General features: G+C 74.0%; 16 protein-coding genes and 1 pseudogene. 14 read left to right on the top strand and 3 right to left on the bottom strand.

Annotated features, from left to right (window positions below):
• Window positions 1-373 precede the first annotated feature (373 nt).
• The 4 genes from MET2598_RS0132645 (at window position 374) to MET2598_RS0132630 (ending at window position 3,433) form a co-directional block, all read left to right on the top strand.
• Window positions 374-1,741, top strand: coding sequence for a glutamate--cysteine ligase (locus MET2598_RS0132645; RefSeq protein ID WP_018263699.1), 1,368 nt, complete (start codon window positions 374-376; stop codon window positions 1,739-1,741).
• Window positions 1,742-1,999: 258 nt separating this feature from the next.
• Entirely contained in the window at window positions 2,000-2,407 is a 408-nt protein-coding gene (locus tag MET2598_RS0132640; protein ID WP_012335650.1) for a hypothetical protein, read from the top strand.
• Between the two features lie 100 nt (window positions 2,408-2,507).
• The gene (locus MET2598_RS37815) at window positions 2,508-2,765 is read left to right on the top strand and encodes a sulfurtransferase TusA family protein (RefSeq protein ID WP_018263698.1); all 258 of its coding nucleotides are present in this window, start codon (window positions 2,508-2,510) and stop codon (window positions 2,763-2,765) included.
• Between the two features lie 68 nt (window positions 2,766-2,833).
• Window positions 2,834-3,433: an NUDIX domain-containing protein gene (locus tag MET2598_RS0132630; RefSeq protein WP_018263697.1), complete on the top strand. Its 600-nt coding sequence runs from the start codon at window positions 2,834-2,836 to the stop codon at window positions 3,431-3,433.
• A 133-nt stretch (window positions 3,434-3,566) separates the two neighbouring features.
• Here the strand turns inward: MET2598_RS0132630 and MET2598_RS0132625 are convergent, their stop codons facing one another.
• From MET2598_RS0132625 to MET2598_RS0132615, 3 genes are all read right to left on the bottom strand, one after another.
• Window positions 3,567-4,205, bottom strand: coding sequence for a L,D-transpeptidase (locus MET2598_RS0132625; RefSeq protein WP_018263696.1), 639 nt, complete (start codon window positions 4,203-4,205; stop codon window positions 3,567-3,569).
• Between the two features lie 223 nt (window positions 4,206-4,428).
• Entirely contained in the window at window positions 4,429-4,812 is a 384-nt protein-coding gene (locus MET2598_RS0132620; protein ID WP_018263695.1) for a cell division protein ZapA, read from the bottom strand.
• A gap of 8 nt (window positions 4,813-4,820) precedes the next feature.
• Window positions 4,821-5,102, bottom strand: coding sequence for a DUF4164 family protein (locus MET2598_RS0132615; RefSeq protein WP_012335655.1), 282 nt, complete (start codon window positions 5,100-5,102; stop codon window positions 4,821-4,823).
• 398 nt (window positions 5,103-5,500) lie between these two features.
• Between MET2598_RS0132615 and gap the strand changes: the two genes are divergently transcribed.
• The 10 genes and pseudogenes from gap (at window position 5,501) to MET2598_RS0132565 (ending at window position 15,053) form a co-directional block, all read left to right on the top strand.
• Window positions 5,501-6,508, top strand: coding sequence for a type I glyceraldehyde-3-phosphate dehydrogenase (gap, locus tag MET2598_RS0132610; RefSeq protein ID WP_018263693.1), 1,008 nt, complete (start codon window positions 5,501-5,503; stop codon window positions 6,506-6,508).
• Window positions 6,509-6,599: 91 nt separating this feature from the next.
• A complete protein-coding gene (locus MET2598_RS0132605) occupies window positions 6,600-7,100 on the top strand; it encodes a hypothetical protein (RefSeq protein ID WP_018263692.1) in 501 nt (166 codons plus the stop codon).
• Window positions 7,101-7,166: 66 nt separating this feature from the next.
• Window positions 7,167-8,363, top strand: coding sequence for a phosphoglycerate kinase (locus MET2598_RS0132600; RefSeq protein ID WP_012335658.1), 1,197 nt, complete (start codon window positions 7,167-7,169; stop codon window positions 8,361-8,363).
• Between the two features lie 85 nt (window positions 8,364-8,448).
• On the top strand, window positions 8,449-9,537 hold the full coding sequence (gene fba / locus MET2598_RS0132595) for a class II fructose-bisphosphate aldolase (protein WP_012335659.1): 1,089 nt from the start codon (window positions 8,449-8,451) through the stop codon (window positions 9,535-9,537).
• A 192-nt stretch (window positions 9,538-9,729) separates the two neighbouring features.
• The gene (locus MET2598_RS0132590) at window positions 9,730-10,404 is read left to right on the top strand and encodes a thiamine phosphate synthase (protein ID WP_018263691.1); all 675 of its coding nucleotides are present in this window, start codon (window positions 9,730-9,732) and stop codon (window positions 10,402-10,404) included.
• Window positions 10,401-11,366: a tetratricopeptide repeat protein gene (locus tag MET2598_RS0132585; RefSeq protein ID WP_012335661.1), complete on the top strand. Its 966-nt coding sequence runs from the start codon at window positions 10,401-10,403 to the stop codon at window positions 11,364-11,366. Before MET2598_RS0132590 ends, MET2598_RS0132585 begins: the two co-directional genes overlap by 4 nt.
• 112 nt (window positions 11,367-11,478) lie before the next feature.
• A complete protein-coding gene (locus tag MET2598_RS0132580; RefSeq protein ID WP_012335662.1) occupies window positions 11,479-12,273 on the top strand; it encodes an inositol monophosphatase family protein in 795 nt (264 codons plus the stop codon).
• Between the two features lie 130 nt (window positions 12,274-12,403).
• A pseudogene (locus MET2598_RS37810) lies at window positions 12,404-12,948 on the top strand (adenine phosphoribosyltransferase).
• Window positions 12,949-13,047: 99 nt separating this feature from the next.
• Complete coding sequence (locus MET2598_RS0132570; protein ID WP_012335664.1) at window positions 13,048-13,890, top strand: isocitrate lyase/PEP mutase family protein; 843 nt, start codon at window positions 13,048-13,050, stop codon at window positions 13,888-13,890.
• On the top strand, window positions 13,887-15,053 hold the full coding sequence (locus MET2598_RS0132565; protein ID WP_018263688.1) for a GNAT family N-acetyltransferase: 1,167 nt from the start codon (window positions 13,887-13,889) through the stop codon (window positions 15,051-15,053). The genes MET2598_RS0132570 and MET2598_RS0132565 overlap by 4 nt, the downstream gene beginning before the upstream one ends.
• Window positions 15,054-15,070 lie beyond the last annotated feature (17 nt).

Genomic DNA, 15,070 nt, shown 5'->3' with positions numbered 1-15,070 from the left:
TTCCGGCCGCCTTCCACAGAGATCGTTGGGGCCGGGCTCAGTGGACCGGCGCCAGCGCCACCGCCCAGAACGCCACCGCGCCCGCGAGCAGCCCCATCGAGGCGATCTCCGTGACACCGAGAAGGATCTTGCGTAGGATCATGGGGCGGACCTCGTTCGCTGTTGAGACCATGTTTGTTCGCTCTCCGTTCGCAGTCAAAGGGGACTGCCCGGCGACGTGGTCCTGCGGTAAACGACCGGTGAAGAGGGCGGCGCCGGCTTGGAGGGCGCCCCGAGGTTTCCGCGTTGCGGCGCGGGGGGCCGCGGCCTATCTAAGCGCGACCGTTTCGGCGGGGTCTCTGCCGGATCCGAGCAACCGACGACGAGGTGGCGCATGGCGCGCGACGAGTCCGACGCGACCCCGCTCACCACGCGGGACGAGCTGATCGAGTGGTTCGCGGAGGGCGAGAAGCCCGCCGCCGCCTTCCGGATCGGCACCGAGCACGAGAAGGTGCCGTTCTACCGCGCCGACCGCTCCCCGGTGCCCTACGCGGGCGAGCGGGGCATCGGGGCGCTCCTCGACGGCCTGCGGCGGGCGACGGGCTGGGAGCCGATCGTCGATGCGGGGCGGGCCATCGGGCTCGCCGGGCCGGAGGGCGGCGGGGCGATCTCGCTGGAGCCCGGCGGCCAGTTCGAGTTGTCCGGCGCCCCGCTCGCCGACGTGCACCGGACCAGCCTCGAACTCGCCCAGCACCTCGACGCCGTGCGGGCGGCCGGCGATCCCCTCGGCATCGGCTTCCTGACGCTGGGCGCGAGCCCGAAATGGACGCGGGCCGAGACGCCCGTGATGCCCAAGAGCCGCTACCGCATCATGCAGGCCTACATGCCGAAGGTCGGCCGCCTCGGCCTCGACATGATGCTGCGCACCGCCACCGTGCAGGTGAACCTCGACTTCGCCTCCGAGGCCGATTTGGTGCGCAAGATGCGGGTCGGGCTCGCGCTCCAGCCCGTGGCGACGGCGCTCTTCGCCAACTCGCCCTTCACGGACGGCCGGCCGAACGGCTTCCTGTCCTACCGCTCCGAGATCTGGCGCCACACCGATCCCGACCGCACCGGCATGCTGCCGCGGGCCTTCGAGCCCGGCTTCGGCTACGAGGCCTACGCGGACTGGCTCCTCGACGTGCCGATGTACTTCGTGAAGCGGGGCGAGACCTACCACGACGTGAGCGGCGCCTCGTTCCGCGACCTGATGGCGGGGAGGCTCGCCGCCCTCCCGGGCGAGCGCGCGACCCGCTCCGACTGGGCGAACCACGCCTCCACCGCCTTCCCGGAGGTGCGGCTCAAGCGCTTCCTGGAAATGCGGGGCGCGGATGTCGGCGATCCGGGGATGATCGCCGCGAATGCCGCCTTCTGGGTCGGGCTCCTCTACGACGCCGCCGCCCTCGACGCGGCGATCGACCTGATCGACGGCTGGGACGCCGCCGCCCGCGAGGCGCTGCGGGCGGAGGCCCCCCGCCGGGGACTCGACGCCGCGATCGCCGGGCGCAGCCTGCGCGACGTCGCCCGCGAGGCCCTCTCCATCGCGGAGGCGGGCCTGCGCGCCCGCGCCCGCCTCGACGCGCAGGGGCGCGACGAGACCCTCCACCTCGCGCCCCTGCACGCCATCGTGGCCGGCCGCACCCGCGCGGAGGACCTGCTCGCCCTCTACGCGGGGCCCTGGAACGGCTCGGTCGACCCGGTCTTCGAGATGTGCGCGTTTTGACGCAGGGACGGGGCGTCCCGCGCAAGCACAGCGCTGATGTCGGCGCCGCCTCGCATGCGCTTCCGCACAGTCGGCGCGCCGCGCGCGCGCGCTCCTCTGCGATCGATGCGGCGCCAAGCGGGCGCGTCATTCCCGGGCGGCGGATCTGACCTGCGGGACAACGGGGCGAAGACGGGAACGAGGCCTGCCCTTGCCCGTTCTAGAGCCCAGCAGGGCCGCGGTTCGCCGCCGGTCCGATCTGGCAACAGGAGACCCAGCATGTCGCGGATGAAGACCATCGCCCTGGCCGGCAGCGCCGTCCTGGCGCTCGGCACCGGCCTCGCCAGCACGGCCGAGGCAGCTCCGCTCCCGGCCGCGACCTCGGCCGCCGTCGCGGGCGCGCCCGCGACCCTCGACCAGGTCCGCTGGCGCGGCGGCTATTACGGCGGCTACCGGGGCTACGGCTACCGCGGGTACGGCTATCGCCGCGGCGCCGGCGGCGCGCTGGCGGCCGGCGCGGCCCTCGGCCTGATCGGCGGCGCGATCGCGGCGAGCGCGGCCCCGCGCTACTACGATTACGGCTACGGCTACCCGGCCTATGGCTACGCCGCTCCCGCCTACGGCTACGCCGCCCCGGCCTACGGCTACAGCTACGGCTACCCGGCCTACGGCTATTACGGCTACTGAGCTGCCGCCCCGCGGCGGTGCCCCCTGACGGCGGCGCCGCCCGAGCACGATCGGCGGCCCGGCGCCCCGCGCGCCGGGCCGCTGCCCTGTGGAGCCCCCGGTGAGCGACACGACCGACGAGTCCGGCGCCGACGATCTCGACCTGCGCGGGCTCAAATGCCCGCTGCCGGTGCTGCGCACCCGCAAGGCCCTGCGGGGGCTCCCCCCCGGCCGCCGCCTCGTGGTGCGCTGCACCGACCCGCTCGCCGCCATCGACATCCCGCACCTGCTGCACGAGACGGGCGACCGGCTCGAGGCCGCGCGCGAGGCCGGCGGCGTGCTGGTCTTCGAGATTCGCCGCGCCGCCGCGGACGGTTGACGCTGGCGCCGTTCCCCGCGACACCGCGTGCGCCCGCGAGGGCGCCTCCCCCGGAAACCGGAAGCCCCATGCCCAGCCCCTCCGCCGCGTCCCGCCCCGCGATCACCGGCACGAGGGTGCTGTACGAGGGCTGGGCGCGCTACCTCCTCGCCGAACTGCGCCTGCCCGACGGCCGCACGGTGACGCGGGAGGTGGAGGATCACGGCCGGGCCGTTGCCGTCCTGCCCTACGATCCCGACCGGCGCACCGCCCTGCTGGTGCGCCAGTTCCGGGCGCCGGTCGCGCTCACCGGCGCGGCCGAGGACCTGCTGGAGGCGCCGGCCGGGCGCCTCGACGAGGCCGACCCGGCCGATTGCGCCCGGCGCGAGGCCTTCGAGGAGGTGGGCGTGCACCTCGCGGAACTGGAACCCCTCGGCCGGGTCCACGCGATGCCCGGCATCTCCACCGAGGTGCTCGACCTCTACCTCGCGCCCTACGCCGCGGCCGACCGGGCCGGGGAGGGCGGGGGCCTCGCCGAGGAGGACGAGGCGATCACGGTCGTCGAGGTGCCGCTCGCCGGCCTCGCCCGGATGGCCGATTCCGGGGCGCTCCCCGACCTCAAGACCCTCGTGCTGATCCAGACCCTGCGCCTGCGCCGCCCGGACCTGTTCGCGGACGGGCAGGCCTGATCCGGGATCCGGTTGATCACGGCGGATCCCGGATCGCGCGCCCGCGCGGCGCGCGAGCGAAGGTCGATCGGATTTGGTCTGAGACGACGAAGGCCGGCGTCGCCGCCGGCCCTCGCGCGCCGTGCCGCTGCGCTCAGCGCAGCACCACCACCTTCGTGCCGACCTTGGCGCGGGTGTACAGATCCATGACGTCGTCGTTCGTCATCCGGATGCAGCCCGAGGACACCGCGGTGCCGATCGTCTCCGGCTCGTTCGAGCCGTGGATGCGGTAGAGCGTGCCGCCCAGATACATGGCGCGGGCGCCGAGCGGGTTCTCGGGTCCGCCCTTCATGTAGCGGGGCAGGTCGGGCCGGCGGCGGATCATCTGCGACGGCGGGCGCCAATCCGGCCACTCGCGCTTCATGGTGATGGTCTGCATGCCGCCCCAGGTGAAGCCCGGCCGGCCGACGCCGATGCCGTAGCGCAGGGCCTGGCCGCCGCCGAGCACGTAGTAGAGCCGCCGCTCGGCGGTCGAGACCACGATCGTGCCCGCGCCGTAGGGACCGTCATACGACACGGTCTCGCGCGGGACCGGGCTGATCTTCGGCACGGTCGTGTCCATCGCCGCCGGCGAGGTCGGATCGGCGGCCGTCGCGGAGGGGCGGACCGTGACGCTGAGGCCCTGGTTGAGGGGCTGACGGGTGAGGGGGTCGATCTCGTAGGCGGCGGCGGGGGCCGCCCACGCGGCGACGGCGCAGGCGAGCCCGGCCAGAACAGGGGCGAAGCGGCGCATGGGAGCCTCTCGGGGAACTCTCGGCTGGGGAAGGAGCGATGCGTGAACTGCCGCGCATCGTGCGGCGGAACCCATCGCCAAGCCGTAAACGGGCCCGGCATAAAGCCAAGCTTAAAACCGCCGCGCTTGTGCGGATGCGAAGCGCCCGTTGTGCGTGGGTCACACTGATGCATCCGCGCCGCAGGTGCGGGCGGCTGCCGGGTCCCCGCCGGCGACGCGGGGCTTACGGCTCGGCCGCGCCCGGCTGCGGGCCGGGCACGAGCCGGCGCACCGCGGCCTCGATCCGCTCGGCGGCCCGGCCGATCCCCTCGGCGATGCGGCCCTCCACGGCCTCGCGCTCGCTGCTGGCGGCGGCGGCGGCCTCGCGCAGGGCGGCGGTCTCGCGCTCCAGCGCCTCGACCCGGCGGCGCGTCTCGGCGAGTTCGTCCGAGACCATCAGCGCCGCCATGACGTGCAGGCGCATGTCGCCGATCTCGCCGAAGGCCTTGCGCATCTCGCCGATCCGCGCGTCGAAGCCCCGCGCCAGCTCCTCGAGGTGGCGCTCCTCGCCCTCGCCGCAGGCCATGCGGTAGGTCTTGCCGGCGATGCTCACCGTCACCTGAGGCATCCGGATCCTCACCCTTCCGCGCGGTTGCGCGTCAGCACTGTCTCGACGGTGCCGATCGCCCGCCCGAGGCGATGCTCGACGTCGTCGGTCACCGCCACCGCCTCGGCGAGCTGGCCCAGGGCCGCGTCGAGCTCGGCGGCGAGGCGGGCCCGGTCCTCCTGCATCAGGGCGAGTTCGGCCTCCAGGTCGCCCCGGCTGCGCTCGGCGTCGAGCCGACGGGTCACGGCGGCGTCGAGCAGGGCGACGGCGGCATCGAGCCGGCGCAGCGCGTCGTCCACGGCCGCACTCATGGTTGAACCCCTGAACTCCTCACCCCGGCCCGAGCCTAGACGCTGGCCGCGCGGCCCGCAATCGCCCGGCCGGGGCGCTCCCGTCAACGGGCGCGGACCGCCGCGGGGCGGCGGGCGGGGCCGATTTGACAGGGGAGGGTGTCATGTTAGGAAGCCCGCGCTCGCGCCCGGCCATGTCGGCCGGCGGACAGCCGCAGATCTCGGGTTCCCGTGACGCCTCCCGCCCTCCTCGGTCGCGCCGCCCGCAACGGGACCTCCGGCGCGCGCGGGATGGCCGTCCCGCCCGCGGCACCTCATATCACCCGGCAACCCCATCCACCCGCACGGGCGCTCGCAGGCCCGGGCCGCACCACGAGGCGGGGCGCCGGCACCCCCGCCCGCTCTCGGGAGTCATCGACATGACGGTCAAGGTCGCCATCAACGGCTTCGGACGCATCGGGCGCAACGTCCTGCGCGCCATCAAGGAGGCGGGGCGCACGGACGTCGAGGTCGTCGCCATCAACGATCTCGGGCCGGTCGAGACCAACGCCCACCTGCTGCGCTACGATTCCGTGCACGGCCGCTTCCCGGGCGAGGTGAAGGTCGAGGGCGACGCCATCGTGGTCGACGGCCAGCGCATCCGCGTCACCGCGATCAAGAGCCCGGCCGAGCTGCCCCATCGCGCGCTCGGCGTCGACATCGCCCTGGAATGCACCGGCATCTTCACGGCGCGCGACAAGGCCAAGGCCCACCTGGACGCGGGCGCCAAGCGCGTCATCGTCTCGGCCCCCTCGGACGGCGCCGACCTCACCGTCGTGTACGGCGTCAACCACGACAAGCTGACCGCCGACCACCTCGTGATCTCGAACGCCTCCTGCACGACGAACTGCCTCGCGCCGGTTGCCAAGGTGCTCAACGACGCGGTCGGGATCGAGCGCGGCTTCATGACGACGATCCACTCCTACACCAACGACCAGCCGTCGCTGGATCAGATGCACAAGGATCTCTACCGGGCCCGCGCCGCGGCCCTGTCGATGATCCCGACCACGACGGGCGCCGCCAAGGCGGTGGGCCTCGTCCTGCCGGAGCTGAACGGCAAGCTCGACGGCACCTCGATCCGGGTGCCGACCCCGAACGTCTCGGTCGTCGACTTCAAGTTCGTGGCCAAGCGCGCCACCTCGGTCGCCGAGATCAACGAGGCGATCAAGGCGGCGGCGAACGGGCCGCTCAAGGGCGTGCTCGGCTACACCGAGGCCCCGAACGTCTCGATCGACTTCAACCACGACCCGCATTCCTCGACCTTCCACATCGACCAGACCAAGGTGATGGACGGGACCTTCGTGCGGGTGCTGTCCTGGTACGACAACGAGTGGGGCTTCTCGAACCGCATGGCCGACACCGCGGTCGCCCTCGCCAAGCTGATCTGAGCCTCGATCCCGGGCGGGGATCCCCCGCCCGGCGCCCTCTCTTCCCGCGAACCGGCGCCCCGCCGCGGCGGGGCGAGACCGAGGAGCAGCCATGACCGACGCGACGGACGTCACCTCCACCTCCGGAACCGCCACCGCGAGCCCGCTGCCGGTGCCGGCCGGCACCGCGCTCGCACCCGCCGCGGCGGCCCCCGCCGGCACCGCTGCGGCAGCCGGCGCCGCACCCGCCGCGGCGGCCGAGGCCGCCCGGCGCCCCCAGCCGGCCGCGAGCCTGCCGCCCCCGGTCGCCGACCAGCTCGCCCGCATCGAGGACAAGGCCTCGCGCATCGAGGACAAGTACGCCCGCTCGGAGGCGCTCCTGTCCCGCGTCGAGGACCGGGTCGAGGCGGCGAGCCAGCGGATGAACGAATCCGCCCGCCAGTCCGACCTCGCCGCCCTGCGCAGCGAATTGCGCGCCGTCGCCGACCGCACCCGGCGGCTGCCGGGCTTCGGCACCCTGCTCCTGACGGCGATCATCACCGCCGTGCTGACGGTGGCGCTCACGCTCGCGGCGCAGCGCCTCAACCTCCAGAACCTCATCCCGCCCCGCTGATCCGCGCCGCGAATCCCGTCCCGTGAATCCAGCCCCAGGAATCCCGCCCAAGGAGGCCCGAGGTCCATGACCCGTTTCCGTACCCTCGACGATGCCGGCGACCTGAAGGGCAAGCGCGTCCTCGTCCGCGTCGACCTCAACGTGCCCATGGAGAACGGCCGCGTCAGCGACGCGACCCGGATCACCCGGGTGCTGCCGACGATCCGGGAGATCGCCGAGGCCGGCGGGCGCGTGGTGCTGCTCGCGCATTTCGGCCGCCCCAAGGGCAAGCCCGACCCCAAGGAATCCCTGCGCCCGATCGCCGAGGCGGTGGCGGCCGATCTCGGCCGCCCGGTCGCCTTCGCGGAGGATTGCGTCGGCGAGGCGGCCGCGGCCGCCGTGGCGGCGCTCGGCGACGGCGACGTGGTGATGCTGGAGAACACTCGCTTCCACCCGGGCGAGGAGAAGAACGACCCCGATTTCGCGAGGGCGCTCGCCCGCAACGGCGACGTCTACGTCAACGAGGCCTTCTCCGCCTCGCACCGGGCCCACGCCTCGACCGAGGGCCTCGCCCACGTCCTGCCGGCCTATGCGGGGCGCCTGATGCAGGCCGAGATCGAGGCGCTGACCAAGGGCCTGGAGGCGCCGGCCCGGCCGGTGGTCGCGATCGTCGGCGGCTCCAAGGTCTCGACCAAGATCGACCTCCTGGTGAACCTCGTCGGCAAGGTCGACGCCCTGGTGATCGGCGGGGGCATGGCCAACACCTTCCTGCACGCGGCCGGCCTCGGGGTCGGCAAGTCGCTCTGCGAGAAGGACCTCGCCGGCACGGCCCTGCGCATCATCGAGGCGGCCCGCGAGAAGAACTGCGCCATCATCCTGCCGGTCGACGCGGTGGTGGCGGAGGAGTTCAAGGCGAACGCGCCCCACCACACCTACGGGGTGGACGCGATCCCGCAGGCCGGCATGATCCTCGACGTCGGCTCGCAATCGGTCGAGCGGGTGGCCGCCGCCCTCAACGACGCCCGGACGCTGGTCTGGAACGGGCCGCTCGGCGCCTTCGAGTTCCCGCCCTTCGACCAGGGCACGGTCGCGGCGGCGCGCCACGCGGCCGAGCGCACCCGGGCGGGCCGGCTCGTCTCGGTGGCGGGCGGCGGCGACACGGTGGCGGCCCTCAACCACGCGGGCGTGGCCGAGGCCTTCACCTACGTCTCCACGGCCGGCGGCGCCTTCCTCGAATGGCTCGAGGGCAAGCCCCTGCCCGGCGTCGACGCGCTCAGGGCGTGAGGCGCGCGTTCAGGGTGCGGCCGTGAGGACGGCGGCGCCCCGATCGCCTATACTGGTGGAAGTCGGTTCTCTCGGAGGGTTGGAGATGGCGCGTATCACGCTGAGGCAGCTTCTGGACCACGCGGCCGAGCACGGCTACGGGGTCCCGGCCTTCAACATCAACAACATGGAGCAGGGGCTGGCCATCATGGCGGCCGCCGACGCGACCGACTCGCCCGTCATCCTGCAGGCGAGCCGGGGCGCGCGCGCCTACGCCAACGACGTCGTGCTGGCCAAGCTGATCGACGGCCTCGTCGAGATCTACCCCCACATCCCAGTCTGCATGCATCTCGACCACGGCAACAACGAGGCGACCTGCGCGACCGCGATCCAGTACGGCTTCACGTCGGTGATGATGGACGGATCGCTCAAGGCGGACGGCAAGACGCCGGCCGACTACGCCTACAACGTCGAGATCACCCGCAAGGTGGCCGAGATGGCGCATTGGGCCGGCGTCTCGGTGGAGGGCGAACTCGGCGTGCTGGGCTCGCTGGAGAGCGGCCAGGGCGAGGCCGAGGACGGCCACGGCGCCGAGGGCACGCTCAGCCACGACCAGCTCCTCACCGACCCGGAGGAGGCGGTGAAGTTCGTCGAGGCCACCAAGGTCGACGCGCTCGCGGTCGCCATGGGCACCAGCCACGGCGCCTACAAGTTCACCCGCAAGCCGGACGGCGCCGTGCTCGCCATGCACGTGATCGAGGAGATCAACCGCCGCCTGCCCAACACCCACCTGGTGATGCACGGCTCCTCCTCGGTGCCGCAGGACCTGCAGGACATCATCAACCAGTACGGCGGCGAGATGAAGCCGACCTGGGGCGTGCCGGTGGAGGAGATCCAGCGCGGCATCAAGCACGGCGTGCGCAAGATCAACATCGACACCGACAACCGGATGGCGATGACGGGCCAGATCCGCAAGGTGCTGGCCGAGAACAAGGCGGAGTTCGACCCGCGCAAGTACCTCAAGCCCGCCATGGACGCGATGACGAAGCTGTGCAAGCAGCGCTTCGAGGAGTTCGGCACGGCCGGGCAGGCCGGCAAGATCCGTCCGGTCTCGCTCTCCGAGATGGCCAAGCGCTACGCCGCCGGCAAGCTCGACCCGTCCTTCGGGGCGACCCGCAAGGCGGCCGCCGAGTAGGGCGGGCCGCGGTCCTGTCTCCGGCGCAGGACGGGGGTCCCGCGCCGGAGAGCCGCTGTCGCGGCAAAGCTCGGCTGCGTCGAACGGGCCTGCCGTCGCCGAGGCAGGCGCGTCGGCGCGTGAGGGACGCGGAGCGCGCGCCTTACTTTTGAAGCGTTGCCACGCCACACAGCGCTCATGAGCGACCCGACGATGCCGACCCCCCATCCCCCGAAGACCCGCCTCGTCCTGATCGCCGGCCCGGAATCCGGCCCCGATCTCGCCGCGCGCCTCTCGGCCGCCTGCCGGGCCGGGGACGTGGCGGCGGTGATCCTGCGGCTGGCCGCCGCCGACGAGCGCGCCCTGATCAGGCGCGTCAAGGACGTGGCGCCCGCCGTGCAGGAGGCCGGCGCCGCCCTGGTGGTCGCCTGCGACGCGCCGGGCATCGACCCCGTGGCCCTCGCCGCCCGGGCGGGGGCGGACGGCGTCCACGCGGGGGCGGGCGAGGAGCCCGGCGAGGCCCTGCGCGACCTGCGCGAGCGCCTGCGCGACGGGCGCATCCTCGGGGTCGGATCCCTGACCTCCCGCCACGCCGCCATGGAAGCCGGGGAGGCGGGAGCCGATTACGTGCTGTTCGGCGAGGAGCCCCGGGCCACGCCCGCCGGCACCCGCGCCCTCGCCGCGTGGTGGGCGGAGATCTTCGAGACCCCCTGCGTGGCCCTGGCCCGCAGCCTCGACGCGGTCGCGGACCTCGCCGCGACCGGGGCCGAGTTCGTCGCCCTCGACCCCGCCCTCTGGGAGGGCCCCGCCCTCCGGGAGGGCGCGGGCACCCAGGGCCCCGACGCCGTGGCGCAGGCCCAGGCGCGGCTGGCGGGAGGCGCCGCGTGAGGCGGAACGCCCTCGCCGGGCTCGCGCTGCTCCTCGCCGGCGGGGCCGCGGCCGCGCCCTCCACCACGATGCCGACCGCGCTGCTGCCGGGCGCCACCACCCTGCCGCCCGCCATCGGCAGCACCGACCCGAAGGCGGACGTCGCCTACGGCGCCTATCAGCGCGGCTACTACAACGCCGCCTTCCGCGAGGCGACGAAGCGGCTCGAGGCCAACAAGGCCGACGCCCCGGCCATGACGCTGCTCGGCGAGCTCTACAACCAGGGCCTCGGGGTGCGGCAGAGCCCCGCCAAGGCGGCCGAGTGGTACCGGCTCGCGGCCGATCTCGGCGACGCGCCGGCCATGGGCCTGCTCGCCATGATGGCGATCGAGGGCCGCGGCCTGCGCAAGGACCTGGCGGCCGGCCGGGCCTGGCTGGAGAAGGCCGCCGCCAAGGGCGAGCCCACCGCATCCTACAACCTCGCCCTGATCCTGCTCGGCACCGGCTCGCCCGAGGACCTCGCCCGCGCCGCGACGCTGCTGCGCCGGGCCGCCGACCAGGAGGTGCCGGCCGCCCAGCACGCGCTCGGGATCCTCTACCTGAAGGGCCGCGGCGTGGCGAAGGACCTCGCCGAGGCGGCCTCCCTGTTCCGCCGCGCGGCCGACAACGGCGACATCGCCGGCGAGGTCGAGTTCTCGATCCTGCTCTTCAACGGCGAGGGCGTGGCCAAGGACGAGGCGAGGGCTGCCCGCTACTTCCGCCACGCCGCCTACCGGGGCAACGCCGTGGCGCAGAACCGCATCGCCCGGCTCTACGCGGCCGGACGGGGCGTGCCCAAGAACCTCGTCGAGGCGGCGGCCTGGAACATGGCGGCGAGCGCCCAGGGCCTGAGCGACGCGTGGCTGGCCCAGGTGGCCGCCGGGCTCACGGCGGAGGAGCGCGCGCGGGCCGAGCGCCTTGCCGCGGACCGGATGACGCCTTAAGGCCGGACCCCAATTCCAGAGGGCGGCCGGCGCGCGCCCCGCGCCCCGCGCGGGCGCCCGTCCATGCCGCCCGCCCCCGGCCCGAGCCGCCACGCAACCGGACCCTCTCGCGATGATCAACTCTCCCCTCATGACCGTGATGGTCGATGCCGTGCGCAAGGCCGCGCGGGGCCTCAAGCGCGATTTCGGCGAGGTCGAGAACCTCCAGGTCTCGCGCAAGGGCCCGGGCGACTTCGTCACCGCCGCCGACCGGCGCGCCGAGGCCAGCCTGCGCGAGTCCCTCATGAAGGCGCGGCCCGGCTACGGCCTCGTGATGGAGGAGGGCGGCGCCGTCGAGGGCTCCGACAAGACCCATACGTGGCACGTCGATCCCCTCGACGGCACCACCAACTTCCTGCACGGGATCCCGCATTTCTGCATCTCGGTCGGGCTGGAGCGCGAGGGCGTGGTCGTCGCGGGCGTGATCTACGACCCGATCAAGGACGAATTGTTCATCGCCGAGCGCGGCAAGGGCGCCTTCCTCAACAATCGGCGGCTGCGCGTCTCCGCCCGCGGCGACCTCGCCGACGCGCTCGTGCTCTACGGCTCGCCCTATCTGGGCCGCGGCAACCACCCGCGGCTGCTCAAGGAGCTCGGCACCGTGATGGCCGTGACGGGGGGCGTGCGCCGCTTCGGCTCGGCCGCCCTCGACCTCGCCTACGTGGCCTGCGGCCGGGCCGACCTCTACTGGGAGCGCGACCTGCAGACCTGGGACATGGCGGCGGGGCTGATCCTGGTGCGCGAGGCGGGCGGCTTCGCCACCAGCGCCGATGGCGGGCCGGACGCGCTCGCGGCCCGGTCGGTCGCCTGCGGCAACGAGGGGCTGCACCGCGACCTCGTCGCCCTGCTCAGGAAGGCCAACGCCTGAGCCTCGTGCGCGGATGGGGGCGCCGGCCCCCGGGAGCGGCCGGGCGCTTTCCAGCGCGGCCGCGATCTGCTCTAACCCGCCTCCGGCTCGACCGTTTGGGCCGTGGCGTCTCGACCCCAAAGGCTCCCGCATGGACCCGCGCACGCTCTCAGCGCTGAAGGACGCGATCCGCTCGATCCCGGATTACCCGAAGCCGGGCATCGTCTTCCGGGACATCACGACGCTGCTCGGCGATCCGGGCGCGTTCCGGCGCGCGGTCGACGCCCTGGTCCATCCCTTCGCGGGCGGGCGGATCGACCGGGTCGCCGGCATCGAGGCCAGGGGCTTCATCCTGGGCGGGGCGGTGGCCCACCAGCTCTCCTCGGGTTTCGTCCCGATCCGCAAGAAGGGCAAGCTGCCCCACACCACGGTGTCGATCGCCTACGCGCTCGAATACGGCACCGACGAGATGGAGATCCACTCGGACGCGGTGAAGCCGGGGGACCGGGTCGTGCTGGTCGACGACCTGATCGCCACCGGCGGCACGGCGGAGGCGGCGTGAACCTCCTGCGCCAGATCGGCGCCGAGGTGGTGGCGGCCTGCTTCGTCATCGACCTGCCCGCACTGGGCGGCGCCGCGAGGCTGCGCGCCCTCGACGTGCCGGTCTTCACCCTGGTCGAGTTCGAGGGGCATTGAGGGCGCGCCCGCGCCGTTCCGGTCCACGATGACGGCCCGCGGGGCACCTCCGGACAGGAGGGCGGCCCCGCGACGCGTCAGGGCCGCTGGGAGGTCCGCATGACCGACGTCTCCGCCCGCCGCGCCGCCTTCCGGGCCCTCCACGCGAGCGGCTGCTTCGTGATGCCGAACCCCTGGGACATCGGCACCGCCCGCTACCTCGCCGCCCTCGGCTTCCCGGCGCTCGCCAGCACGAGTTCCGGCTTCGCCTTCTCGCGCGGGCTGCCCGACACCGACTGGGCGGTGCCCCGGGACGCGATGCTCGCCCACATCGCCGAGATCGCGCAGGCCACCGACCTGCCGGTCAACGCCGATCTCGAATCCGGCTACGCCCACGACCCCGAGGGCGTCGCGGCGAATGTCCGGCTCTGCGTCGCCACCGGGATCGCCGGCCTCTCGATCGAGGACGCGACCGGCGATCGCGGCGCCCCCCTCTACGACCTCGGCCTGGCGGTCGAGCGGATCCGGGCCGCCCGCGCGGCGATCGACGAGGCCGGGGGCGAGGTGCTGCTGACCGCCCGCTGCGAGGCCTACCTGGTCGGCCACCCCGAGCCGCTCCCCGAGGTGCTGCGCCGCCTGCAGGCCTACGCGGAGGCGGGGGCCGACGTGCTCTACGCGCCCGGCCCCAAGCGCCGCGAGGAGATCCGCGCCGTCGTGGCGGCGGTGGCGCCCAAGCCCGTGAACCTGCTGGTCAGCACCAATGCGGGGCTGCGGGTCGCGGATCTCGAAGCCCTCGGGGTGCGGCGCGTCAGCGTCGGCTCGTCCCTCGCGCGCGCCGCCTGGACCGGTTTCATCCGCGCCGCCAAGCGCATCCGCCAGGAGGGCAGCTTCGCCGGCTTCGACGGCTCGGTGAGCTTCTCCGACCTCAACGGCTTCTTCCGAGAGGACCGCGCGGCCCGATGAGCCACGAGACCGATCCGGCGACCGGCCTCCCGGTCGGCGCCCCCGTCGTCCCGGCCGATCCGGCGCCCCGCCCGGCGCGCGTCACCCTGCGCGGGCGCTTCGTCACCCTGGCCCCCCTCGACGCGGCGGCGCACGGGCCGGACCTCGCGGGCGGCGCGGTCGGCCCGGGCACCGAGGCTCTGTGGCTCTACATGGCCCGCGGGCCCTTCCCGGAGGCGGCCGCCTTCCAGGATTACCTCAGGGCGGGCGCGGCCTCGGAGGATCCCCTGTTCTTCGCCATCCTCGATGCCCGCTCGGGCCGGGCGCTCGGCCACGCCGCGCTGATGCGGATCGACCCGGCGAACCGGGTGATCGAGGTCGGCCACATCCTGTACACGCCCGCCCTGCAGCGCTCGCCCGGCGCCACCGAGGCGATGCGGCTCCTCGCCGCCCACGCGTTCGGCCTCGGCTACCGCCGCTACGAGTGGAAGTGCAACGCCCTCAACGCGCCGTCGCGGGCGGCGGCCCTGCGCCTCGGCTTCACCCCCGAGGGCGTCTTCCGGCAGGCCATGATCGTGAAGGGCCGCAACCGGGACACGGCGTGGTACTCGATCCTCGACCGGGAATGGCCGCAGGTGGCGCAGGGCCTCGACCGCTGGCTCGCCCCCGAGAACTTCTCCCCGGACGGCGGCCAGCGCCTGCGCCTCTCGGTGCTGAACGCGCCCTCCATCCCGGGCCATCCGCTGCGCCGGGCGACCCGGGCGGACCTCCGGGCGCTCGGCGCCCTGCAGGCGGCGGCCTACGCGCCCAACCGGGCGCTGCTCGGCGCCGAGCCGCTGCCGCTCCTCACGCCCCCCGAGGCCGTGCTCGCCGCGCACGAGGTCTGGCTCCTGGAGGAGGGGGACGACCTCGCGGGCGCCCTCATCCTCGATCCGAGGCCCGACCACCTCCTGGTCTGGAGCATCGCGGTGGCGCCGTCCCGCCAGGACCGGGGCCTCGGCGCCGGCCTGCTCGCGGCGGCCGAGGCCCGCGCGAAGCATCTCGACCTCTCCTGCCTGCGCCTCTACACGGGAGAGAAGCTCGCGCGCGCGATCGGCTGGTACGCGCGGCACGGCTGGAAGACGGAGCGGGTCGAGGCCCGCCCGGACCGCCGGCTGGTGCACATGGTGAAACGCCTCGCGTGACGGGCGGCTGGGGAGGG

The sequence above is a fragment of the Methylobacterium sp. WSM2598 genome (assembly GCF_000379105.1).
Lineage (GTDB): Bacteria > Pseudomonadota > Alphaproteobacteria > Rhizobiales > Beijerinckiaceae > Methylobacterium.
This window is presented reverse-complemented; position numbering and strand designations above follow the sequence as displayed.